Source organism: Paeniglutamicibacter sulfureus (genome assembly GCF_039535115.1).
Classification (GTDB): Bacteria; Actinomycetota; Actinomycetes; order Actinomycetales; family Micrococcaceae; genus Paeniglutamicibacter; species Paeniglutamicibacter sulfureus.
On record NZ_BAAAWO010000001.1, the window covers coordinates 2,272,162 to 2,292,032 of the forward strand.

The following is a 19,871-nucleotide window of genomic DNA, read 5'->3' on the forward strand; positions in this document are numbered from 1 at the left end:
TACCTCCACCCATGAGCCTTCGTGCCCCATACGGCAGGCGGTCGACCCGGATTGCCCGGTCGACCGCCCGCTGGGTGCTGGGCAAGGTCGGCGGAGGGTTGTTCGTGCTGTGGGCGGTGTCCACGGCGATCTTCTTTGGCATCCGGATGATTCCCGGCGACCCGGCAGAGGCGATCATGGGCGGGCCCGGCTCGCAGGCCTCGGCCGAGGCGCTGGCCCAGGCCCGTGCCGACTACGGCCTGGACCAACCGCTGTACGTGCAATATTTTGGCCAGTTGTGGCGCCTGGCCACCGGCGACCTGGGCACCTCCTATTCGCTGAAGATCCCCGTGGCCGAGGTCCTGGGAGAACTGGTTCCGCCCACCCTGGTCCTGGCGGTGCTCGCCCTCTTGGTGGCGTGGGCGCTGGCGCTGGTGGTCGCGGTGCTCTCCACGCGCAGCGGTGCCCTGGGCTCGGCCTTGGCCTCGGGCCTGGAAATCGTCTCGGCCGCCGTCCCCCACTTCTGGCTCGCCAGCGTACTGATCATGCTCTTTGCCACGGCGCTGGGCTGGCTGCCTCCGGTGAGCACCAATGCGCCGGCCGGCTTGGTACTTCCGGTGGCCACCCTGGCCCTGCCGCTGGCCGGTTTCCTGGGCCAGGTCATGCGCGACACCCTGAACGCGGCGCACCGCTCCCCCTTCGCGCTCTCGGCCCGGGCGCGCGGGGAATCGGAGACAGGCGTGCTGCTGCGCCATTCCCTGCGCCACGCGGCGCTGCCGGGTATCGCCCTTTCCGGCTGGGCTTTCGGTTCCCTGCTCTCCGGCGCTGTGGTCGTTGAATCCATTTTCGCCCGGCCGGGCCTGGGCCGCTCGCTGCTATCGGCGGTCACCGCCCGCGACATCCCGATGGTCACCGGCGTGGCACTGCTCTCTGCAGCCGCCTATGTGGTGATCATGGCCTTCTCCGACCTGGCCGAGCGCCTGGCCGACCCGCGGATGGCCGCATCGTGAGCATGGACAAAAACGAGCTGAGCCCGGGAGACCCGGTGTTGGCCCCGCATCCATCCAAACGTCCTGCACCCGGCACCGGGGGGCTAAGGGCATTGGCGGCCCGCCTGCCGTTGCTGCTCTCGGCAACGGTGCTCGCGTTCTTCTTGCTGGCGGCAATTTTCCCGAACCTCTTGGCTCCCTACGACCCGTTGGCCATCAACCCCGCCGATGCATTCTCCGGTCCCGGGCCCGGACACCTGCTGGGCACCGACGAATCCGGGCGCGACATCTATTCGCGCATCATCCACGGCGCGCGGCCCTCGCTGCTGATCGGTGCCGCGGCCACGGCGATCGGCCTGGGGCTGGCCCTGGTGCTGGGGACCATTGCCGGATTCGGCGGCAAGTGGCTGGACTTCGGCGTCGGACGGGTCCTGGAGGTGCTCTTTGCGTTGCCTGGCCTGCTGCTGGCCCTGGTGTTCATTGCCTTGGCCGGACCCGGGGTGGGAACCACGGTGGTTGCCGTGGGGCTGACCACGGCCCCCGGGTACGCGCGGATGATCCGCGCCCAGATCATCGCGCTGCGCACCTCCCCCATGGTCGAGGCCGCCACGGTGCTGGGACGAACCCGCTCCCGGATCCTGGCCATCCACATCCTGCCCAACGCGCTAGCACCGATCGCGGTGCTGGGCACCCTGGGCCTGGGGCAGGCCGTGGTCTGGGCGGCGTCGCTGAGCTTCCTGGGCCTGGGCGCCCCTCCCCCGGCTCCGGAGTGGGGCGCCATGCTTTCGGCCGGGCGCACCTACCTGGCACTGGCCTGGTGGATGACATTCTTCCCCGGCCTGGCCATCGTCTTGGTCGCCGCCGCCTCCACCGTCCTTTCCCGGGCCATGAAGGCCGCGGGTGCCCGATGAGTGCACCGGCACCGATCCTTCGGGTCGAAAACCTCGACGTCTCTTTCGGGGAAACCCCAGTTGTCTTGGACGTTTCCCTCTCCGTAGGCCCCGGTGAATGCCTGGCGCTGGTCGGCGAATCGGGCTCCGGAAAGTCCGTGACGGCCCGCTCACTGATCGGTTTGGCGGGGCCGGGCTCCACCGTGCGGGCCGGCGCACTGGAGGTGGCCGGCGTGGACGCACGGGGCCTTTCACCACGTGCCTGGCGCTCGATCCGCGGCAGCAAGGTCGGATTCATCCTGCAGGACGCCCTGACCTCGCTGGATCCCCTGCGCAAGATCGGCAAGGAAATCGACGACGCGCTGCGCCTGCACGGTTCCGGCTCCGGTGCCGCGCGCGCCGCCAAGGTCGTGCAGTTGCTGGAATCGGTGGGGCTGGATGATCCGGTGCGCCGGGCCGGGCAGCGTTCCGGGGAACTTTCCGGCGGCATGCGCCAGCGCGCCCTGATTGCCTCGGCCATCGCCCTGGACCCGGCCCTGGTCATTGCCGACGAACCCACCACCGCCCTGGACGCCACGATCGCCGCCGCGGTGCTGGATCTGCTGGGCGAACTGCGGGCCGCGGGCTCAGGCATGCTGTTGATCAGCCACGACCTGTCCACGGTCTCCAGCGTCGCCGACACCATTGCGGTGATGCAGGCCGGGCGCATCGTGGAAACCGGTCCGACACAACGGATCCTGGGCGATCCGCAGCACCCGTACACCAAGGCATTGCTGGCCGCGGTGCCGGCCGGCAAGCCCCGATTCGCACGACTCTCCCCCGTCACCGCCATCCCCGCGACTCCGGAACCGGGACCCGCTGTGCCGCCGGTGACCCCCGGGGATTCCATGCAACTGCCGGTGCTCAGCGCACGCTCGCTCTCCCGGTCCTTCAAGGTGCCGGGGGCCGCCGATTTTCCGGCGGTGAAAAACATCGACTTCGACCTGTTGCCCGGCCGCACCCTGGGTGTGGTGGGCGAATCCGGGTCCGGGAAGACCACCACGGCCCGCATGGCCCTGGGGCTGCTTGGCCCGGACACGGGCTCGGTGGAACTCTTCGGCGAGCCCTGGAGCTCGGTGCCCGAGTCCCAACGGCGGACCCGCCGCTCGTGGCTCGGCGCCATCTACCAGGACCCGTTGTCGTCCTTCGACCCGCGCCATTCGGTGGGGCAGGTGCTGGCCGATGCGCTGAGTTTCGGGGCCACCCGCAATCCGCGCAAACACGCCGGGCGGATCACCGAGCTGCTCTCCCTGGTGGGCCTCGCACCCGAGCTGTCGGTCAGGAACCCCGCCACCCTTTCGGGCGGCCAACGCCAGCGCCTGGCCATCGCCCGCGCCCTGGCACCCAACCCGCGCGTGCTGATTTGCGACGAACCGGTCTCCGCCCTGGACGTCTCGATCCAGGCGCAGGTGCTGGATCTGCTGGACGAGCTGCAGCAGCGCCTCGGGCTGGGCTACCTCTTCATTTCCCACGACCTGTCGGTGATCAGGCACATGAGCGATACGGTACTGGTGATGCGCGCCGGGGAGGTTGTCGAGTCTGGCGCCACCGAGTCGGTCTTCACCGATCCGCGGCATCCATACACCCGTGCCCTGCTGGCCGCATCCCCGGGCATTTCACCAGGGCGCTTGCCCAGGTAGGCGCCGGGTTCAGGACCTGAGGTCCCGGGCGGGGCCGGATTCCGCGGATTCCCTGACCACATCCAACGGGCGCGTCCCGGTTTGGATGAGGATGTCATCAAGCTTGGGCAGCGCCCGGACGAGCCGCAGCTTCGCTTCCCGGATGGTCGATTCGACCTCGGAGAGCGCCGCGTCCCTGACCTCGACAGTCGCCGTGCAGTGCAGCCGGTGGCCGACCCAGCGCAACTGGATCCGGGGCGTCGCCAGGATCCCGGGAACGGAGTTGAAGGCTTCCTCCGCCCGGGCCAGGAGATCGGGTTCGATGCCATCCATGAGCCGGCGGCCGATGCTGCGCACGGTGCCGAAGAGCAGGACCATGATGGCGGCGGAGATGACCAGTCCCACGATCGGATCGGCCAAGGGGAACCCCAGCATGGCGCCTCCCGCGCCCAGGACCACGGCCAGGGAGGTAAATCCGTCGGTGCGCGCGTGGACCCCATCGGCAACCAGCGCGGCGGAACCGATCTTCCGGCCGATCCTGATCCGGTACATGGCCACGGCCTCGTTGCCAATGAAGCCAATGACCCCGGCCGCCAGGACCCAGCCCAGATGCTGAAGCGGTTGCGGGTGGATCAGGCGATCAATGGATTGCCAGGCGGCGAGAATGGCTGAAAGCGCGACTACCGCGACGATGAACAGCCCGGCCAGGTCCTCGGCCCGCCCGTATCCGAAGGTATAGCGGCGGTTGGCTGCCCGGCGTCCGAGGATGAAGGCAATCCACAGGGGCACGGCAGTGAGCGCATCGGAGAAGTTGTGGATGGTATCGGCGAGCAACGCCACCGAGCCGCTGACCATGACCACCGCCAGTTGCAGCACCGTGGTGCCCAGCAGGATGAACATGCTGATCTTCAGGGCGCGGATTCCCTGGATGTTGGATTCCAGGGCGTCGTCGATCGAATCGGCGGAGTCGTGCGTGTGCGGGACGAAGAGTTCAAAGAGCCACCCCTTGAAACCGGAATGGTGGTGGGAATGCCCGTCATGTCCGTGGTCGTGATCGTGGTCGTGATCGTGGTCATGACCGTCATGCCCGTGGCTGTGTTCTGCTGACTCATCGCTCGGGCTCATGCCGATTGCCGTCCGCGCGCGTGGTGGGCGGGTGTACCACCCAGGGCATGTTCGGCCTGGTGGATCGCGTCGACGACCAACTGGCGGGCGTGCTCGTTTTCGAGCCGATAGAGGACCTTCGTTCCTTCTTGACGGGTGGCGACCATTCGGGCCAGGCGCATCTTGGCCAGGTGCTGCGAGACCGAGGCAGGGGTCTTGCCCAAAAGCTCGGCCAGTGCCCCCACCGCCATTTCCCCGGACCTAAGGGCCAGAATGATTCTCACGCGGGTCGCGTCGGCAAGCATGCTGAACACTTCAACGGCAAGCTCCACATACTGGCTGTCGGAGTCCAGGGTACAAGACTTGTTATCTGCATTCATACGCACATAGTTGCACAGCACGAGCGCGGGATCAAGGATCCGCCTTCGGCAGTGGTGGCAATGCGGTGCCGAAGCAGCCAACCAAGAGACCGACACCGCCCATACCCAGGACGCCGTTTGGGCCGATTCCGGGCCCGCCCTTTTGGCGGCCTGGATGATGACCAGCATAGGAGACGGCAACGGTGATGAATCTGGCGCAGTTGGCGCTGATCGAGACTTCTCCCAGGACCCCCGGAAGGCGCCTGCACTGACCTCGGGTCCCGGTTCCGGCCTGCTGGTGCTGGGCCACGATTGGAACCGTCTTTTGAAAGGAGGACAACGGCCTCCATCCCTGTGGCGGCACGGGATCCGGCCCGGGGAGAACCATTTGGGGCCCCACGCTACGGCGCGGGCGCGCCGTAGACAAATACCCAGATCTTTGTGATTGATATCGCAATCCACTCAATGGACATCACCCTGGGTCAACCCTAGGCATATGCCCAGTGTGAGGTCACGCACATACTGACATGGTGTATCTCATGGTTTCGCCACCCACCGGGTGGACCAGGGCGCCAGCGCCCGCTACGAAGGATGGAGCACTCCATGACAGAAACACTTGATACCGTCTCGGCCCTGCTTGATGATGCACTCGTCGACAGCCCGGAGACCGGCCAATTCCGCGCCAACCGAAATATCTTCACCGATGAAGAGACCTTCGAGCTCGAAATGAAGCACATCTGGGAGGGCAACTGGATTTACCTGGCCCACGAATCCCAGATCCCGAACATCGGCGACTACTTCACCACGAACATCGGCCGCCAGCCGATCGTGATCTCGCGCAACAAGGAAGGCGTGCTCAACGCCCTCATCAACGCGTGCAGCCACCGCGGTGCCATGCTTTGCCGCCGCAAGACCGATAACCGCACCACCTTTACCTGCCCGTTCCACGGCTGGACTTTCAACAACTCCGGCAAGCTGCTCAAGGTCAAGGACTCCCGCGGCGCCGGCTACCCGGAGGGCTTCAACAAGGACGGCTCGCACGACCTGACCAAGGTCGCCCGCTTCGAGTCCTACCGCGGCTTCCTCTTCGGCTCGCTGAACGCGGACGTCAAGCCGCTGACCGAGCACCTCGGTGAATCCACCAAGATCATCGACATGATCGTGGACCAGTCCCCCGAGGGCCTCGAGGTCCTGCGCGGCTCCTCCACCTACACCTACGACGGCAACTGGAAGCTCCAGGCGGAGAACGGCGCCGACGGCTACCACGTCTCGGCCACGCACTGGAACTACGCTGCCACCCAGGCCCGCCGCAGCGCGGGCGAGTCCACCAATGACACCAAGACCATGGATGCCGGCGGCTGGGACAAGCAGGAAGGCGGCTACTACTCCTTCGAAAACGGCCACCTGCTGCTGTGGACCGAATGGTTGGACCCGGCCAACCGCCCGCTGGCCGAGAAGCGCGACGAATTGGTTGCCGCCCACGGCGAAGCCAAGGCCGACTGGATGATCGGTGTCTCCCGCAACCTCTGCCTGTACCCGAACGTGTACCTGATGGACCAGTTCTCCTCGCAGATTCGCGTCTTCCGCCCGGTGGCAGTGGACAAGACCGAGGTCACCATCTACTGCATCGCCCCGGTCGGCGAATCCGACGAGGCCCGCGCGAACCGCATCCGCCAGTACGAGGACTTCTTCAACGCCTCGGGCATGGCCACCCCGGATGACCTCGAGGAATTCCGCTCCTGCCAGAAGACCTACCTGGCCACCGCCGCCAAGTGGAACGACCTCTCCCGCGGACAGGCGCACCAGATCACCGGTGCCGACGAGAACGCCAAGAAGATCGGCCTGGAGCCGATTTCCTCCGGCGCCCGCACCGAGGACGAGGGGCTGTACCCGATCCAGCACGGCTACTGGCTGGACACGATGCGCAAGGCCGTCGCCGCCGAGGCCTCATCCACCACCACCGGCACCACCGAACAGGGGAACAACCATGACTGCAACCACTAACGCCATCGTCACCAAGATCCAGACCGGCGCCGGTGAGGTCAAGCTGGAGGACATCGCGCAGTTCCTCTACCGCGAAGCCCGTTTCCTGGATGACCGCGACTTCGATCGCTGGATCGACTGCTACCACCCCGAGGCCACCTTCTGGATGCCCGCTTGGGCCGATGACGACAAGCTCACCGAGGACCCGCAGCGCGAGATCTCGCTGATCTTCTACGGAAACCGCGGTGGCTTGGAAGACCGCGTCTTCCGCATCAAGACCGACCGCTCCAGCGCCACTTCGCTGCCGGAGCCCCGCACCGGGCACAACATCTCCAACGTCGAGATCGTTTCGGTCGACGGCGACAAGGTCGATGTGCGCTTCAACTGGTTCACCCTGTACTACCGCTACCAGAACGTCGACACCTACTTCGGCACCTCCTTCTACACGATCGACTACTCCGGCACCCAGCCGGTGATCATGGCCAAGAAGGTCGTCCTGAAGAACGACTACATCCACCACGTCGTGGACATCTACCACATCTAGTCCCGCCCGGACCGGGCCCGTTCCCGGCCCACCGAATTTGGTGGGCCGGGGGCGCATCTTGCGCCCCCGGCCCACCACCTTGCACCCGCTGTCGCACCACCCTGCACTATTTTGAAAAGAGCCCCCCTCATGACCTATCAGGTTGCCCTCGCCTTCGAGGACGGTATTACCCGGTTCATTAAAGTCGGACCCCGCGAAACCGTCGCCGATGCCTCCTACAAGGCACGGATCAATATTCCGCTTGACTGCCGCGACGGCGCCTGCGGCACCTGCAAGGCCTTCTGCGAATCCGGCAAGTTCGACGGCGGTGACTACATCGAGGAGGCACTGACCGACGACGAGGCCGAGAAGGGCTTCTGCCTCCCGTGCCAGATGGTGCCCGAGTCCGACCTCGTGCTGCAGATCCCCACGACCTCGGATGTCGCCAAGACGACTGCCACCACCTACTCCTCGACGCTGACAGAGATCCGCCGCCTCTCCGAGACGACCTACGCGTTCAGCCTCGAGATCGAGAACCGCGACGAGCTCTCCTTCCTGCCCGGCCAGTACGTGAACATCGAGGTTCCCGGCTCCGGCGGCCAGACCCGCTCGTACTCCTTCAGCTCCGGCCCGGAGGTCTCCACCCTTTCCTTCCTGATCCGCATCACCGATGGCGGTTTGATGTCCACCTACATGCGCGACGTCGCAGCCGTCGGGGACCAGATCAACTTCACCGGCCCGATGGGCAGCTTCTTCCTGCGCGATCCCAAGCGCACGTCGCTGCTGCTCGCCGGCGGCACCGGACTGGCCCCGCTGCTGGCCATCCTGGAAAAGCTCTCGGGCATGGACACCCCCCACCCGACCCACCTCATCTACGGCGTCAACACCGACACCGACCTGGTCGAGCTCGACGTGCTGGAGGACTACAAGTCGCGCATTGACGGCTTCACCTTCGACACCGTCGTCGGGGACCCGAACAGCGCCGCGGAAAAGAAGGGCTACGTCACCAACCACTTCGAGCCGCACCACCTGGCCGAGGGCGACGTGGATATCTACCTCTGTGGCCCGCCGCCCATGGTCGAGGGCGTCCGCCGCCACCTGGAGGCCGAAGGCATCAAGCCGCAGAACTTCTACTTCGAGAAGTTCGCCCTTGCAGTCGTTCCCGATGCGGCCGCGGCGCCGGAGGCACCGGCACCGGCAGCTCCCGCAGAGGAAGCAGTGGAAGCTCCGGCAGCCCTGCCCACCTACGAAATCGGCGAAGAGCACGCAACTTTTCAGGCGCAATTCGACGCCCGCATGGCCCTGGAACTGGCCATCGTTGAACTGACCATGGGCAAGCTGACCCCTGAGCAGCTGGCCGAGTTCAAGGTTCTGGCCGAACTGGCCGGCAAGACCCTGTCGGGTGAGAATTTCGTGGACGCCGCGGAATTCACGGTGACCAATGACGCCTTCCACCAGTTCCTGTTCCGCTGTGTCGGCAACGAACACCTGCTGCAGGCGTACAACCGACTGGAGGTCCCCGCGACCATGGCCAAGGTACTGCGCCAGGAGCACTGGATCGACGGCGCCGTCGACGCCGACCACTTGGAAATCGTCGCCGCCTTCGAGAACCAGGACTTGGCAGCTGCCCGCACGGCCATCATGGCCCACAACGAGCACGCCAAGGCCACCATGGCCGCCGCGTCGCGCGCGTCCAAATGAGCGCCGACAACCCGGCGGTGAACCATGCCGCCGCGGCACCACTGCCCGAATCCTTCCACGCGGGCCGTTTCGCCTCCAAGGTCGTGCTCATCACCGGAGCCGCCCAGGGCATTGGCTGGGCAGTGGCCCGGCGCATTGCCGCCGAGGGTGCGGAGCTGGTCCTGGTGGACCGTTCGCCGCTGGTGCACGACATCGCCGAGGGCCTGCGGGCGCAGGACGTCAAGGCGCTGAGCGTCACCGCCGACCTCGAAACCTTTGAGGGCGCGCTGGCCGCGGTCACCGCCGCGGTCACCGAATACGGCCGGATCGATGTGCTCATCAACAACGTCGGCGGGACCATTTGGGCCAAGCCGTTCGAGCACTATGCCCCGGAGGAAATCCAGAAGGAAATCCAGCGCTCGCTCTTCCCGACCCTGTGGATGTGCCGCGCGGCGTTCCCGGAAATGGTCAAGGCCGGCTCCGGAACCATCGTGAACGTCTCCTCGGTTGCCACCCGCGGACTCAACCGCGTCCCGTACGCCGGAGCCAAGGGCGGGGTCAAGGCCATCACCTCGGCCCTGGCCATGGAGGGGGCAGCCCACGGAATCCGCGTGGTGGCCACCGCCCCCGGCGGCACCGAGGCCCCCGAACGCCAGGTAAAGCGGGGCCCGGCCCCCGAAGGCGAGCAGGAGAAGGCCTGGTACCAGCAGATCGTTGACCAGACCATCGATTCCACCCTGATGAAGCGTTACGGAACCCTCGACGAACAGGCAGGACCCATCGTGTTCCTGGCCTCCGACGAGGCTTCATACATCACCGGCAGCACCCTTGCGGTGGCCGGAGGGGACCTCGGCTAGATAGGTATCTTTCAATTGCATGCAGGCGGCGGTATCCCCGCCGCCTGCGTGCTATCCACGGCCCGCCGCCCGATTATCCTTCGGGTCAAGGCTTCCACCCCGCAGCCTCACGCTGCGGCACTTGTCCGTGCCCCGAAACCCCGCACAAAGCCGTGCGCCCGGGGCCCATAAAAATATGGAGCAAATCGTGAAATCACCGGAAGCAAGCGCCACCAAGAAGCAAAAAAACACCGTCCACTGGGTCGTCGCCATCGCCGCGATCGCCCTGATCTTTGATGGATACGACCTGGTCGTCTACGGCACCGTCGTCTCCACCCTGCTCAATGACCCGACCCAGCTCGGTGCAATCGGACCGGCCACCGCAGGTGTGCTGGGAAGCTGGGCACTGTTCGGGGTCATGGTCGGGGCCTTGGTCACCGGCGCGATCGGTGACTACCTCGGCCGCCGCAAGATCATGATCGCCGGCATCATCTGGTTCTCCGTGGGCATGGGCCTGACCGCCCTGGCCCCGAACGTCATCGCTTTCGGCGCCCTGCGCTTCGCCACCGGAATCGGCGTCGGCGCACTGGTTGCCACCGCAGGTGCGGTCGTGGCCGAATTCGCACCCAAGGGCAAGCGCAACTACTACAACGCCATCGTCTACTCCGGTGTCCCCGTGGGCGGGGTCCTGGCATCACTGCTGGCCATCGTCCTGCTGGACCTTGTCGGCTGGCGCGGGCTCTTCTTCATCGGCGCAACCCCGCTGCTCTTCCTGCTGCCCATGGCGCTGGCAAAGCTGCCCGAGTCCCCGCAATGGCTCATGGCCCGCGGCCGCACCGAGGAAGCCGAGCGCGTCTCGATCCGCACCGGCGTCCCGATCGCAGAAACGGCCCCGACGCACGGTGCCCACGCACTTGTATCCGAACCGGTCGACACGAAGATCGGCTTCCGGGCACTGGCCTCCAAGAAGTACGCCCTGCCCACCTTGTTGCTGGGCCTGATGAGCTTCGCCGGCCTGATGCTGACCTACGGCCTGAACACCTGGCTGCCGCAGATCATGACCCAGTTCGGCTACGGCAAGTCCTACTCGCTCGCCTTCCTGCTGGTACTCAATGCCGGCGCCGTCTTCGGCGGGTTGATTGCCTCCGTGGGCGCCGATCGCGTCGGTGCCAAGCGCGTGGTTTCCACGACGTTCTTCCTCGCCGCGGTGGCCATGGTGATGCTGACCCTGCAGCTTCCCTTCGGAATCCTGCTCGGGCTGGTTGCCGTGGCAGGCGTGGGTACCATCGGCACGCAGGTGCTGATCTACGGGTTCGTGTCCAACTACTACAACAGCGCCGCCCGCGGCGCCGGGGTTGCCTGGTGCGCCGGATTCGGCCGCCTGGGCGGCATCTTCGGGCCGTTGATCGGCGGACTGCTCATCGCAGCAGGCGTGCAAAACCACGTCGCCTTCTACGTCTTCGCGGGAGTTGCTATCGTTGGTGCAATGGTGACCGCCTTTGTTCCCTTGCGCAACTCCGAGACCCAGCTGCCGGCCGGCTCCGCGGCACGGGTCAAGATCGCCAAGTAACCACAGGTCGGCTGCAGAGCCGGCCACCGGGGGCCGCGTGGACAAGGATGTTCGCGCGGCCCCCGTCTTTATACATTGAAAGGTTGGCTGGGGCGGATCCATGCATCAACAACGAACACTGGCGCTCATGGCCCGACTGCTGCAGTTGGCCGAGGCCGGCAGCGCCCAGCTGGTGGTGGTCAGCGGGCCGGCCGGGTGCGGGAAAAGCGCCTTGGTCCGGCGTTTCATGGACAACAACAAGCACCTTGCCTCGTGGAGTGCCTCGGGCGCGAGGTGGGAAAAGAACGTTCCCGGATCGGCCTTGCAGGAATTGCTCGGCCCCACGGACACTGATGACTCCCCCCTTGCCGAAGGCCTGCTCGCCTTCATCCGCAATGCGGGAAGGCAAAGCGGAATCCTCTTGCTGGAAAACCTGCAATGGATCGATGCCCAGTCCCTCGCCGCGTTGCTGTTTGCCTGGCGGCGGCTGCGCACCGAAAAGCTGCTGGTCATTCTGACCCTGCGCGAGGAGGAAGCTGCCTTCCTGCCGCCGGGTGCCCGCGAACTTCTCGAGTCACAGCACAGCACCACGATCGACCTGGATCCGCCCACTGCTGCCGCATTGAAGGAAATTTCCGTGTCCCGGCTCGGCGTGGACCTCTCGGCGGCCGCGGCCGACCAGTTGGCCGGCTACACCGCAGGCAACATCCACACCGCCTTGGAACTGATCCGGGAAAACCCCGACGAAACCTGGAACCACCTGAACCACCGGTTCCCGGCTCCCCGGGCCGTCACCGCAGAGGTCTCCGAGCGGTTGGACGCCTTGTCGGTGCCCGCCCGCTCCGTCATCGAGGCCGCCGCCATCCTGGGCGTTGGCCCCCGGCTGGAACGGGTCGTCGCCCTGGCCGAGGTCGGGGACCCGCTGCCCCTGCTGGAGGAGTGCGTGGCCTCCGGGCTGGTGGAGGTTGCCGGCAGCGGCGGAAACCTTTCGCTGCTGTTCAACGGCCACATCAATCACATGGCCGTCTACCACCTGGTCCCTCTCTCGCGCCGCCTGGCCCTGCATGCAGCGGCTGCCGCCCTGGGCGAGAACGCGGGCGACGCGCTGGCACACCGCGCCGATGCCACGTTGCTTTCCGATCCAGCCCTGTCACACCAGCTGGAGCTCTTTGCCGAGAGCCAGGCGGGCAAGGGCGAGTGGGCTTCGGCCGCCATAGCGCTGCACCGTGCCGCGCATCTTGCGACCCACGCCGAGGACCGCGAGCCTCTCCTGCTCAAGGCCGTCGATGCGACGGTGGCTGCCGGCGAACTGCCCCGCGCCCTGGCCTACTCCGAGGAACTGGCTTCCCTGGCGGCCAGCCCCGAGAGCGACCTGCTCTCCGGTTACATTGCCATCCTCCAGGGCCAGGCGCCGACAGCTGACCGCTGGCTCTCCCGCGCGTGGTCGGGCGCCGAGGACGCGCAGCAAATCGACATCATGGCCACCGTTTCCCAGCGCCGGGTCCTTGACTCGCTGGGCCGGCTGGATGGGCACAGGATTGTGTCATGGGCCGAACGGACCCTGGAGCTGGCCGAAGCGGAAAGCCCGGTGGCCGTGGAGTCCTCGGCCGTCCAGGGACTGGGCCTGGGCATGTTGGGCCGGGGGCCCGAGGGTGAGAAGATCCTGTCGCGTATGCTCGCCACCTTGCCCGCCGGCGCCCAGCGGCAACGCGCCGAAATGGCCATGGGATGGCTGCACGTGGCCGGGGACCAAATCGAACTGGCCCGGCACGAACTGATGATCTCCAGCTCCACCGACTACACCGAAGGATCCCACCGCATCGCCCTGTGGGCCAGGGCCTGGCTGGCCCGGGCCGAGTATTCGGCCGGCGACTGGGACCAGGCCCTGGAGACCGTGCGTGCAGGCGTCGCACTGCAGGAACGATCCGGCATCGAGCTGGTTCGCCCCCTGCTGCACTACACCGCGGTGCAGATCCACGCCATGCGAGGGGAGCAGGAGGAAGTCGAGGCCCACCTGGCCAAGGCCTGGGCCAGGACCGGAAGCTACGAGGTCATGCAGGTGCCCTACCGGATGGCCAGGGGTGCCTCGGCCCGCGCCCGCGCCGACTACGACGAGGTCATCCTGGCGTTGGAGCCCCTTTTGCTGCTGGACCGCTCGCGCGGGATCGATGAGCCGGGGTTCTGGCCGTGGCACGACATGTACGCGGATGCGTTGGTGCGCAAGGAACGCTATGACGAGGCCCTGGAGTTCATGGAGCCGCTCATGGCGGCCGCCCGCAGGTGCAAGCACCGCTCGACCACAGCACGCTTCCTGGTGGTGCGCGGGCAGGTGCTCGCTTCACGCGGCGACCTGGAAGGATCTCGCGACGCGTTCGAGGAGGCACTGGCCCTGTTGCAGGGGCTCACGCTGCCGGTGCTGCGGGCAAATGTCGAGTACGCCTACGGGCAGTCGTTGCGCCGCGCAGGCAAGCGCGGCGAATCCGCCGGTCCGCTGACCCGTGCGCTGGCAGGTTACACGCAGCTGGGGGCGACGATTTACATCGAACGCTGCAACCGCGAACTCAAGGCCACCGGCATCAGCGTCCCGCGCCGGGACGCCGCCGACTGGTCCTCGCTCACCTCGCAGGAAAAGGCGGTGGCCTCGCTGGTTTGTGCAGGTGCCAGCAACAAGAAGGCCGCCGAGGAGCTGTTCATCGGAGCCAAGACGGTCCAGTACCACCTGACCCGGATCTATGCGAAGCTGGGCGTATCCTCGCGCACCGAACTCGCCGCGCGGTATCGGGACGCCGACAACTAGCCTTGGGAATGCCGGATGGCCGGGCGTAGCCTGAGTACATGGAATCCGACGTCCTGAAGCTGCGTCTGGCCACGGGGATCGAGGTGCCGTGTTTCGTCCACGGCGACGTGGATGCCAGGCCGCTGATGTTGCTGCATGCGTGGGGAGAATCCCGGAGAAGCTTCGACCGCCTGGTGCCCAGGCTCGCCGGCTTCAGGGTTCTTGCGCCCGACCTGCGGGGGCACGGTGATGCGGAAAAGCCCGGGGACGGCTATTCCCTGGTGGCACAAGCTGCCGATGCCGCAGCCATCTTGGATGCCTTGGATGTACCTGCTGCATTCGTCCTTGGCTCATCCAGCGGCGGCTACGTGGCCCAGCAATTGGCCGTAGACCACGGTCAACGGGTGCAGGCCCTGGTGTTGGCTGGAACCCCCTTGACCCTGCGGAGGCGACCCGAATTCGCGGATTCGGTCGAGGCCCTCACGGATCCCGTGAGCGTCGACTGGGTCAGGGATTCCCTGTCCTGGTTTCCCCTGCAGCATGCGGTTCCAGAGTGGTACCTTCAGGACCGGGTGCTCGACGGTGCGGCAATGCCCGCGGACATCTGGAGGGCCAGCTTGGAGGGCCTATGCGAAGCCACCCCGCCCACCGAATCGGGAACCATCGATGCGCCGGCCTTGATTTTGTGGGGTGGACGCGACCCCGTGCTTTCGCGGGCGGATGAGGAAACCCTGTGCGAGCGGATCGCAGGTTCCTTCCTGAAAATCTATCCGGAGGCAGGGCATCTGGTCCTGTGGGAACGTCCTGCCCAGGTGGCAGCGGATACGACGGCTTTTCTTGGCTCGCTCGGTTGAGCCTCACAGGATCGACAAGGTGGCAGCCGGCTGGGCATTCTTGGCCGCGTCGATTCGATCCGCCAGGGTGGCGAGCGTGCGGGGCACCCTGGGACGACGAGGCCGGAGGCCCCGGACAGCGTCATTGCTGTCCGGGGCCTCCGGCACGTGTCCGTGCTGCTGTGGACGAAAGTTTAGGCGGCAAGCATTGAGGCGTGGTGTTCGGTGGCCTGCAGGGCGGAATAGGGAAGTTCGCGTTCCGCTTCGGGCATCCATCCGGTCCAGGCCCAGTGGTTTAGTTCCTGGACGGTGTCGGTGGTGGTCCGCGAGTTGCGCGCGGACCGGTGTTCTCCTGCGGTCTTTCGCCGTGCCGAGGCAAACATGATGTGCTCCTTTGGGGCCAAGTAATGCATGGATTTGATGGGTGAGTGATCCGCACCGTCGGTGCGGGCGCTCAAGTGGTGTTACGGGATGAATGGCTGGAAGGACCTGGCGCCGGCGAACCAGCTTTCACCCTGTCCGTCCTCGAGTCGTTCACCGATCCGGCGGAACGTGCCCTCGTGGAAGAGCAGCGGATCCGCATCCCCCAGCGCCACCGAGCTGACTTCGCCAACCACGATGATGTGGTCGCCTCCGTCGTAGTTGTTCCACGCCCGGCATTCCAGCGTGGCTGCGTTGCCCACCAGCACCGGGACGTTTCCATTCAGGACCCACTCGGGTTCGCAATCGATCGGTTCGCCGGCGAAGTGCTTGGCCGCCTTCAGCTGGCCGTCCGAAAGGATGTTGATGGCGAAGGATGAGCCATCCAGGTGCTTGGCGGCCTTGGAGCTGCGGGTCAAGATGATCTGGGCCAGGGGCGGATCCATCGACACCGCGGCGAACGCCGTCACCATGGCGCCGTAGGGTTTGCCGTCAGTGCCCTGTGTGGTGACCACCGTGACGCCGGTGACAAATTGCCCGAATACGCTCCGCAGTTCCATCGCGTCCACCGGTTTCGACATGGTTTCCTGGGTCATTGCGGGTTCTCTTTCACATCAAATTACAGGGATACGAAATGGGTCATGGTGTTGTCTTGGTACCCCTTTGTGACGCCGCGCGGCATCACGGAAAGCATGGTGGTACGACAACGGCGGGGTCCCCGAATGCATTCCGGGAGCCCCGCCGTGACGAGGTGGGGGTGTGGACCCTACTTGGACTCGGGGTCAAGCACGAAGTCGTAGGTGGTCTGAACGCCTTCACCCTCGGTTGCCGGCTGGATGTCCAGGAGCAGTTCCGGCTTCACAGCGGTCGCGATGTCGTCGTCATTGTGCGCGTCGCCCGGGAAGTACAGCTGGGCGGTGAGCAGCTCGTGGCCCGGTGCGGAAACCTTCAGGTGCAGGTGGGCCGGGCGCCAGGCGTGCCATCCGGCGGCGGCGATCAACTGGCCGCAGGCACCGTCGGTCGGGATCTGGTACGGGGCAGGCTGCATGGTGTTGATCTGGAAGTTGCCTTCCTCGTCTGCGATGAAGGTGCCGCGCAGGTTCCAGTCCGGGATGTTCGGAGCGAACTGCGAGTAGAAGCCCTCTTCGTCCGCGTGCCACAGCTCGATCTTGGCGTTCTTCAGTGCCGAGCCGTCGGTCGAGCGCACCTGGCCCTGGAAGAGCAGGTGGGTGCCCTTCTCGTCCTCGCGCATCTCAATGGTGGCCGGGGACTTCTGCTCCGGGGCTTCCGGGATGTAGTACGGGCCCTCGATGGAGCCCTTGTTGCCCTCGCGGTGGTCGGTGGCCACTTCCTCGACCGAGTGCTCGAGCCACACGTCCATGAACAGCGGCCATTCGCCGTCTTCGCCGACCTTGATCAGCCATGCCTTCAGTGCGTTGAACTCGTCGTAGCTGACGCGCTCTTCGAGGATGATGTCGTTGGCGGCCTCGATCAGCTTGCTGGCCAGCAGGTTGACGCGCTCGACGTCGGCGGTGATCGATGCCGTCTTGCCGGACTGGCGGAAACGGTCGGTGGCGGCGTTGCCTGAGGCTGCGGCGCTTGCGGTGGTTTCGGTGCTCACGAGTTGCTCCTTCTATCTCCAGTTGGAGGGGGGTGTTGATGCGCTGGTCTGACGTCACATGATGCGGTGACTACAGTCACAGCGACTTTCTATGCATTCAATGTATGCCGGTTATTGAGAAGAGGGAAATACTTCTTTCCGATCCATTGAGACGCTCTGCATATAGGACCGCAATTGGCAGCCTTTCTTGCAATTAACGCCCCGCGGCCAATGGAATGGGCCGGATCCAAAAGGACCCGACCCATTCCGCATCATCCCCGCGGCGTTCCCGCCGCAGATCCGCCTAGCGGATCGAGTTCGGGTGCTTGGCCAGCGGCGTGACCTTGATCTTCATGTACGGGTACATCGGGAAACCGCTGAGGATCTGGTGCAGCTCGTCGTTGGATTCGACGTCGAACAGCGAGTGGTTGGCGTACTCGCCGACGATGCGCCAGATGCCTGCCATCTTGCCGCTGTTCTGCAGCTGGCCCGAGTATTCCTTTTCGCGGACCTGGAAATCGGCGATTTGGGCCTCGGTCAGGTGGGCCGGGAAGGTTACGTCCATGCGGGCTAGGAATATCATGTCTTCTCCTGGATTAAGCGTGGTTGGTGGGTGCTAGTTCTGGCGGTAGCGGGCGAGTTTTTCTTCGTCAATGGCTGCGCCGACACCGGGGACGTTGCGCACCGAGATGCGGCCACCGGTGATGCGGATGGGCTCGGCAATCAGGTCATCGGCCATGTCCAGGAAGTTGGACAGCTCACCGGCGCGGCGGTTGCTCGCCTCATGGGCGGCACCGAAGGTCACGGTGGCCAACGATCCGATCTGGGTGTCGATCTGGTTGCCCATGGTGACATCGACGCCGAGCCCGGTGCACAGGCCCAGGATCTCGGTGGCCTCGGTGAACCCGCTGCGGGCGGTCTTGATGCAAATCGCGTTTGAGCCACCGGAGAGCAGTTCTCGGGATACGTCGCCTGCCGTCGGCACCGACTCGTCGCCCACAATGGGGATCGGGGACTTTTCCACGAGCCGGCGGCGGCTCATGGCTTCCTTCGCATCACAAGGCTCTTCCAGCGCCGTCAGGCCCAGGCCCTCGGTGCGGCGCAGGACTTCCATGGCCTCGTTTGCGGTCCAGCCGCGGTTGGCATCCAGGTAGAGCTCCACGTCGTCGCCGAGTCCGGCGCGCAACACGTGGCAGGCCTCGATGTCCAGGGCCAGCGGGCGGCGCCCGACCTTCAGCTTGAAGGTGGTGATGCCGTACTCCTCGCCGAAGCGCAGCGCCTCGTCGAGCAGTTCCTGCGCCGGGCGGAAGCCAAGCATGTGCGAAACGCGCATCGAGTCGGAGTATCCGCCCAGCAGCTTGTGCACCGGGGTTCCCAGTGCCTTGCCCAACAGGTCCCACAGGGCGATGTCGAGGGCGCCCTTGGCGACCTGGTTGTGGATGGTTCGGGCCATCACCTCGTGCACCTTGCCGCGGTCGAAGGGATCCAGCCCGATCAACTGCGGTGCGAAGACGTTGTCGATGATCGTGATGATCGATTCCTGGGTCTCGCCATAGGTGTAGGGCCGCGGCGGGGCATCGGCCTCCCCCACCAGTCCGTCATCCGAGTGGAGGCGCACCAGCACGTGCTCGGCATCGGTGACCTGCCCGCTGGCAAACTTGAGCGGGTGCGTATAAGGGATCGAATAAGGGATTGCTTCGATGCGTAGGATCTTCACGCCGGGTTTCCTTCCGTGGGGGCTGGAGCCTCAAAGAGGTCCAAGAACTTTTTCAGCAGTGCGGTTTCGTTGTCGGTCTTCCAGGCAACGGCAAGATCGACCGCCGGCGCATTGCGCAGCTGGCGGAAGACAATGCCCTGCAACGCGAACATGCGCCGGGCGGTGGGGACCAACGCGACGCCCATCCCGGCCGCGACGAACGACAGCAGGGTCGAGGTTTCCTGGGTCTCCTGGACAATTTGGGGGCTGAAGCCCGCCTGGCGGCAGGCCTCGATGGAGATGGTGTTCACCGCGGAACTCAGCGGGTAGGTGATAAAGGGTTCATCGGCCAGGTCCGAGAGGTCAAGCAAGCCACGCGATGCCAGCTCGTGGTCCTCGGGCAGGGCCACAACCAGTTCGTCCTTCTCCAAGAACTTCAGGCTCAGTTGGCTCGAACGGATTGGCGGTCGTAGTACGGCGACATCCACGCGCTGCTCTTCCAGCGCGATTTCCATTTCGGGGGTGAGCATCTCCCCCTGTACGTTCAGGCGCAGGCCGGGCATGTGGACCCGGGCGGCCTGCACGATCATGGGCATCAGCCGGTAGGTGGCCGTGCCGGAGACGCCGACCCGCAGTACGCCGCTGGCTCCCTGCCCCACGAGCTTGACGTCTTGTTCGAGCTTGTCGATCTCGGCCAGCAGCAACCGCGCCCGGGTCAGGAGCAATTCGCCGGCGGCGGTGAGGTCGACCTTGCGCGTGGTGCGCACCAACAGCTGGGTGCCCAGCTGCTCCTCGAGCGACTTGATTTGTTGGGACAGCGGAGGCTGGGCCATGTGCAGGCGCTGGGCCGCACGGCCGAAGTGTTTTTCCTCGGCCACCGCAATGAAGTACCGCATCTGACGTACTTCCACGTCGTCCACCTCCGGTCATGGAGCACCGATGTGCACCACTGCCAGATTAGGACGCAAAGATTACTTATGGGAAATACATGTATGC

The 19,871-nt window shown here is 65.7% G+C and carries 18 protein-coding genes; 10 read left to right on the top strand and 8 right to left on the bottom strand.

Features of this window, described 5'->3' with window-relative positions:
• Window positions 1-11: 11 nt before the first annotated feature.
• The 3 genes from ABD687_RS10395 to ABD687_RS10405 are packed head-to-tail and all read left to right on the top strand — an operon-like array spanning window position 12 to window position 3,537.
• Window positions 12-989 carry an ABC transporter permease gene (locus ABD687_RS10395; RefSeq protein WP_310291469.1) on the top strand — a complete coding sequence of 326 codons (978 nt, stop codon included), beginning with the start codon at window positions 12-14 and terminating at the stop codon, window positions 987-989.
• Complete coding sequence (locus tag ABD687_RS10400; protein ID WP_302264380.1) at window positions 986-1,879, top strand: ABC transporter permease; 894 nt, start codon at window positions 986-988, stop codon at window positions 1,877-1,879. The genes ABD687_RS10395 and ABD687_RS10400 overlap by 4 nt, the downstream gene beginning before the upstream one ends.
• Window positions 1,876-3,537, top strand: a complete 1,662-nt coding sequence (locus ABD687_RS10405) for a dipeptide ABC transporter ATP-binding protein (RefSeq protein ID WP_310291465.1) — start codon at window positions 1,876-1,878, stop codon at window positions 3,535-3,537. The genes ABD687_RS10400 and ABD687_RS10405 overlap by 4 nt, the downstream gene beginning before the upstream one ends.
• A gap of 9 nt (window positions 3,538-3,546) precedes the next feature.
• Here ABD687_RS10405 and ABD687_RS10410 read toward each other — a convergent pair whose 3' ends face one another.
• Both ABD687_RS10410 and ABD687_RS10415 read right to left on the bottom strand, forming a co-directional pair.
• On the bottom strand, window positions 3,547-4,641 hold the full coding sequence (locus tag ABD687_RS10410; protein WP_310291462.1) for a cation diffusion facilitator family transporter: 1,095 nt from the start codon (window positions 4,639-4,641) through the stop codon (window positions 3,547-3,549).
• A complete protein-coding gene (locus ABD687_RS10415; RefSeq protein ID WP_264269517.1) occupies window positions 4,638-5,000 on the bottom strand; it encodes an ArsR/SmtB family transcription factor in 363 nt (120 codons plus the stop codon). Before ABD687_RS10415 ends, ABD687_RS10410 begins: the two co-directional genes overlap by 4 nt.
• Window positions 5,001-5,582: 582 nt before the next feature.
• Between ABD687_RS10415 and benA the strand changes: the two genes are divergently transcribed.
• The 7 genes from benA to ABD687_RS10450 all read left to right on the top strand — a co-directional run bounded on the left by benA (window position 5,583) and on the right by ABD687_RS10450 (window position 15,180).
• Window positions 5,583-6,983, top strand: a complete 1,401-nt coding sequence (benA, locus tag ABD687_RS10420; RefSeq protein WP_264269520.1) for a benzoate 1,2-dioxygenase large subunit — start codon at window positions 5,583-5,585, stop codon at window positions 6,981-6,983.
• Window positions 6,967-7,506: a benzoate 1,2-dioxygenase small subunit gene (gene benB / locus ABD687_RS10425; RefSeq protein ID WP_264269521.1), complete on the top strand. Its 540-nt coding sequence runs from the start codon at window positions 6,967-6,969 to the stop codon at window positions 7,504-7,506. The genes benA and benB overlap by 17 nt, the downstream gene beginning before the upstream one ends.
• Window positions 7,507-7,635: 129 nt before the next feature.
• Window positions 7,636-9,186, top strand: a complete 1,551-nt coding sequence (gene benC, locus ABD687_RS10430) for a benzoate 1,2-dioxygenase electron transfer component BenC (RefSeq protein WP_264269522.1) — start codon at window positions 7,636-7,638, stop codon at window positions 9,184-9,186.
• Entirely contained in the window at window positions 9,183-10,022 is an 840-nt protein-coding gene (locus ABD687_RS10435; RefSeq protein WP_264269523.1) for a 1,6-dihydroxycyclohexa-2,4-diene-1-carboxylate dehydrogenase, read from the top strand. Before benC ends, ABD687_RS10435 begins: the two co-directional genes overlap by 4 nt.
• 187 nt (window positions 10,023-10,209) lie before the next feature.
• Window positions 10,210-11,571, top strand: a complete 1,362-nt coding sequence (locus tag ABD687_RS10440) for an MFS transporter (RefSeq protein ID WP_310291455.1) — start codon at window positions 10,210-10,212, stop codon at window positions 11,569-11,571.
• Between the two features lie 100 nt (window positions 11,572-11,671).
• Complete coding sequence (locus tag ABD687_RS10445; RefSeq protein ID WP_264269525.1) at window positions 11,672-14,347, top strand: helix-turn-helix transcriptional regulator; 2,676 nt, start codon at window positions 11,672-11,674, stop codon at window positions 14,345-14,347.
• A gap of 38 nt (window positions 14,348-14,385) precedes the next feature.
• Window positions 14,386-15,180 (top strand): alpha/beta fold hydrolase, encoded by a 795-nt coding sequence (locus ABD687_RS10450; protein WP_310291451.1) that lies wholly within the window; start codon window positions 14,386-14,388, stop codon window positions 15,178-15,180.
• Between the two features lie 173 nt (window positions 15,181-15,353).
• On the opposite strand, the gene ABD687_RS10455 is transcribed toward ABD687_RS10450, so the two are convergent.
• From ABD687_RS10455 to ABD687_RS10480, 6 genes are all read right to left on the bottom strand, one after another.
• Window positions 15,354-15,542 carry a hypothetical protein gene (locus ABD687_RS10455; protein WP_310291448.1) on the bottom strand — a complete coding sequence of 63 codons (189 nt, stop codon included), beginning with the start codon at window positions 15,540-15,542 and terminating at the stop codon, window positions 15,354-15,356.
• An 81-nt stretch (window positions 15,543-15,623) separates the two neighbouring features.
• Window positions 15,624-16,175, bottom strand: coding sequence for a flavin reductase family protein (locus ABD687_RS10460; protein ID WP_310291445.1), 552 nt, complete (start codon window positions 16,173-16,175; stop codon window positions 15,624-15,626).
• Between the two features lie 170 nt (window positions 16,176-16,345).
• On the bottom strand, window positions 16,346-17,200 hold the full coding sequence (gene catA / locus ABD687_RS10465; protein ID WP_310291442.1) for a catechol 1,2-dioxygenase: 855 nt from the start codon (window positions 17,198-17,200) through the stop codon (window positions 16,346-16,348).
• A 283-nt stretch (window positions 17,201-17,483) separates the two neighbouring features.
• Window positions 17,484-17,762: a muconolactone Delta-isomerase gene (catC, locus tag ABD687_RS10470; RefSeq protein ID WP_264269530.1), complete on the bottom strand. Its 279-nt coding sequence runs from the start codon at window positions 17,760-17,762 to the stop codon at window positions 17,484-17,486.
• 33 nt (window positions 17,763-17,795) lie between these two features.
• The gene (locus ABD687_RS10475) at window positions 17,796-18,896 is read right to left on the bottom strand and encodes an enolase C-terminal domain-like protein (protein WP_310291439.1); all 1,101 of its coding nucleotides are present in this window, start codon (window positions 18,894-18,896) and stop codon (window positions 17,796-17,798) included.
• A complete protein-coding gene (locus ABD687_RS10480; RefSeq protein WP_264269532.1) occupies window positions 18,893-19,786 on the bottom strand; it encodes a LysR substrate-binding domain-containing protein in 894 nt (297 codons plus the stop codon). The genes ABD687_RS10475 and ABD687_RS10480 overlap by 4 nt, the downstream gene beginning before the upstream one ends.
• Window positions 19,787-19,871 lie beyond the last annotated feature (85 nt).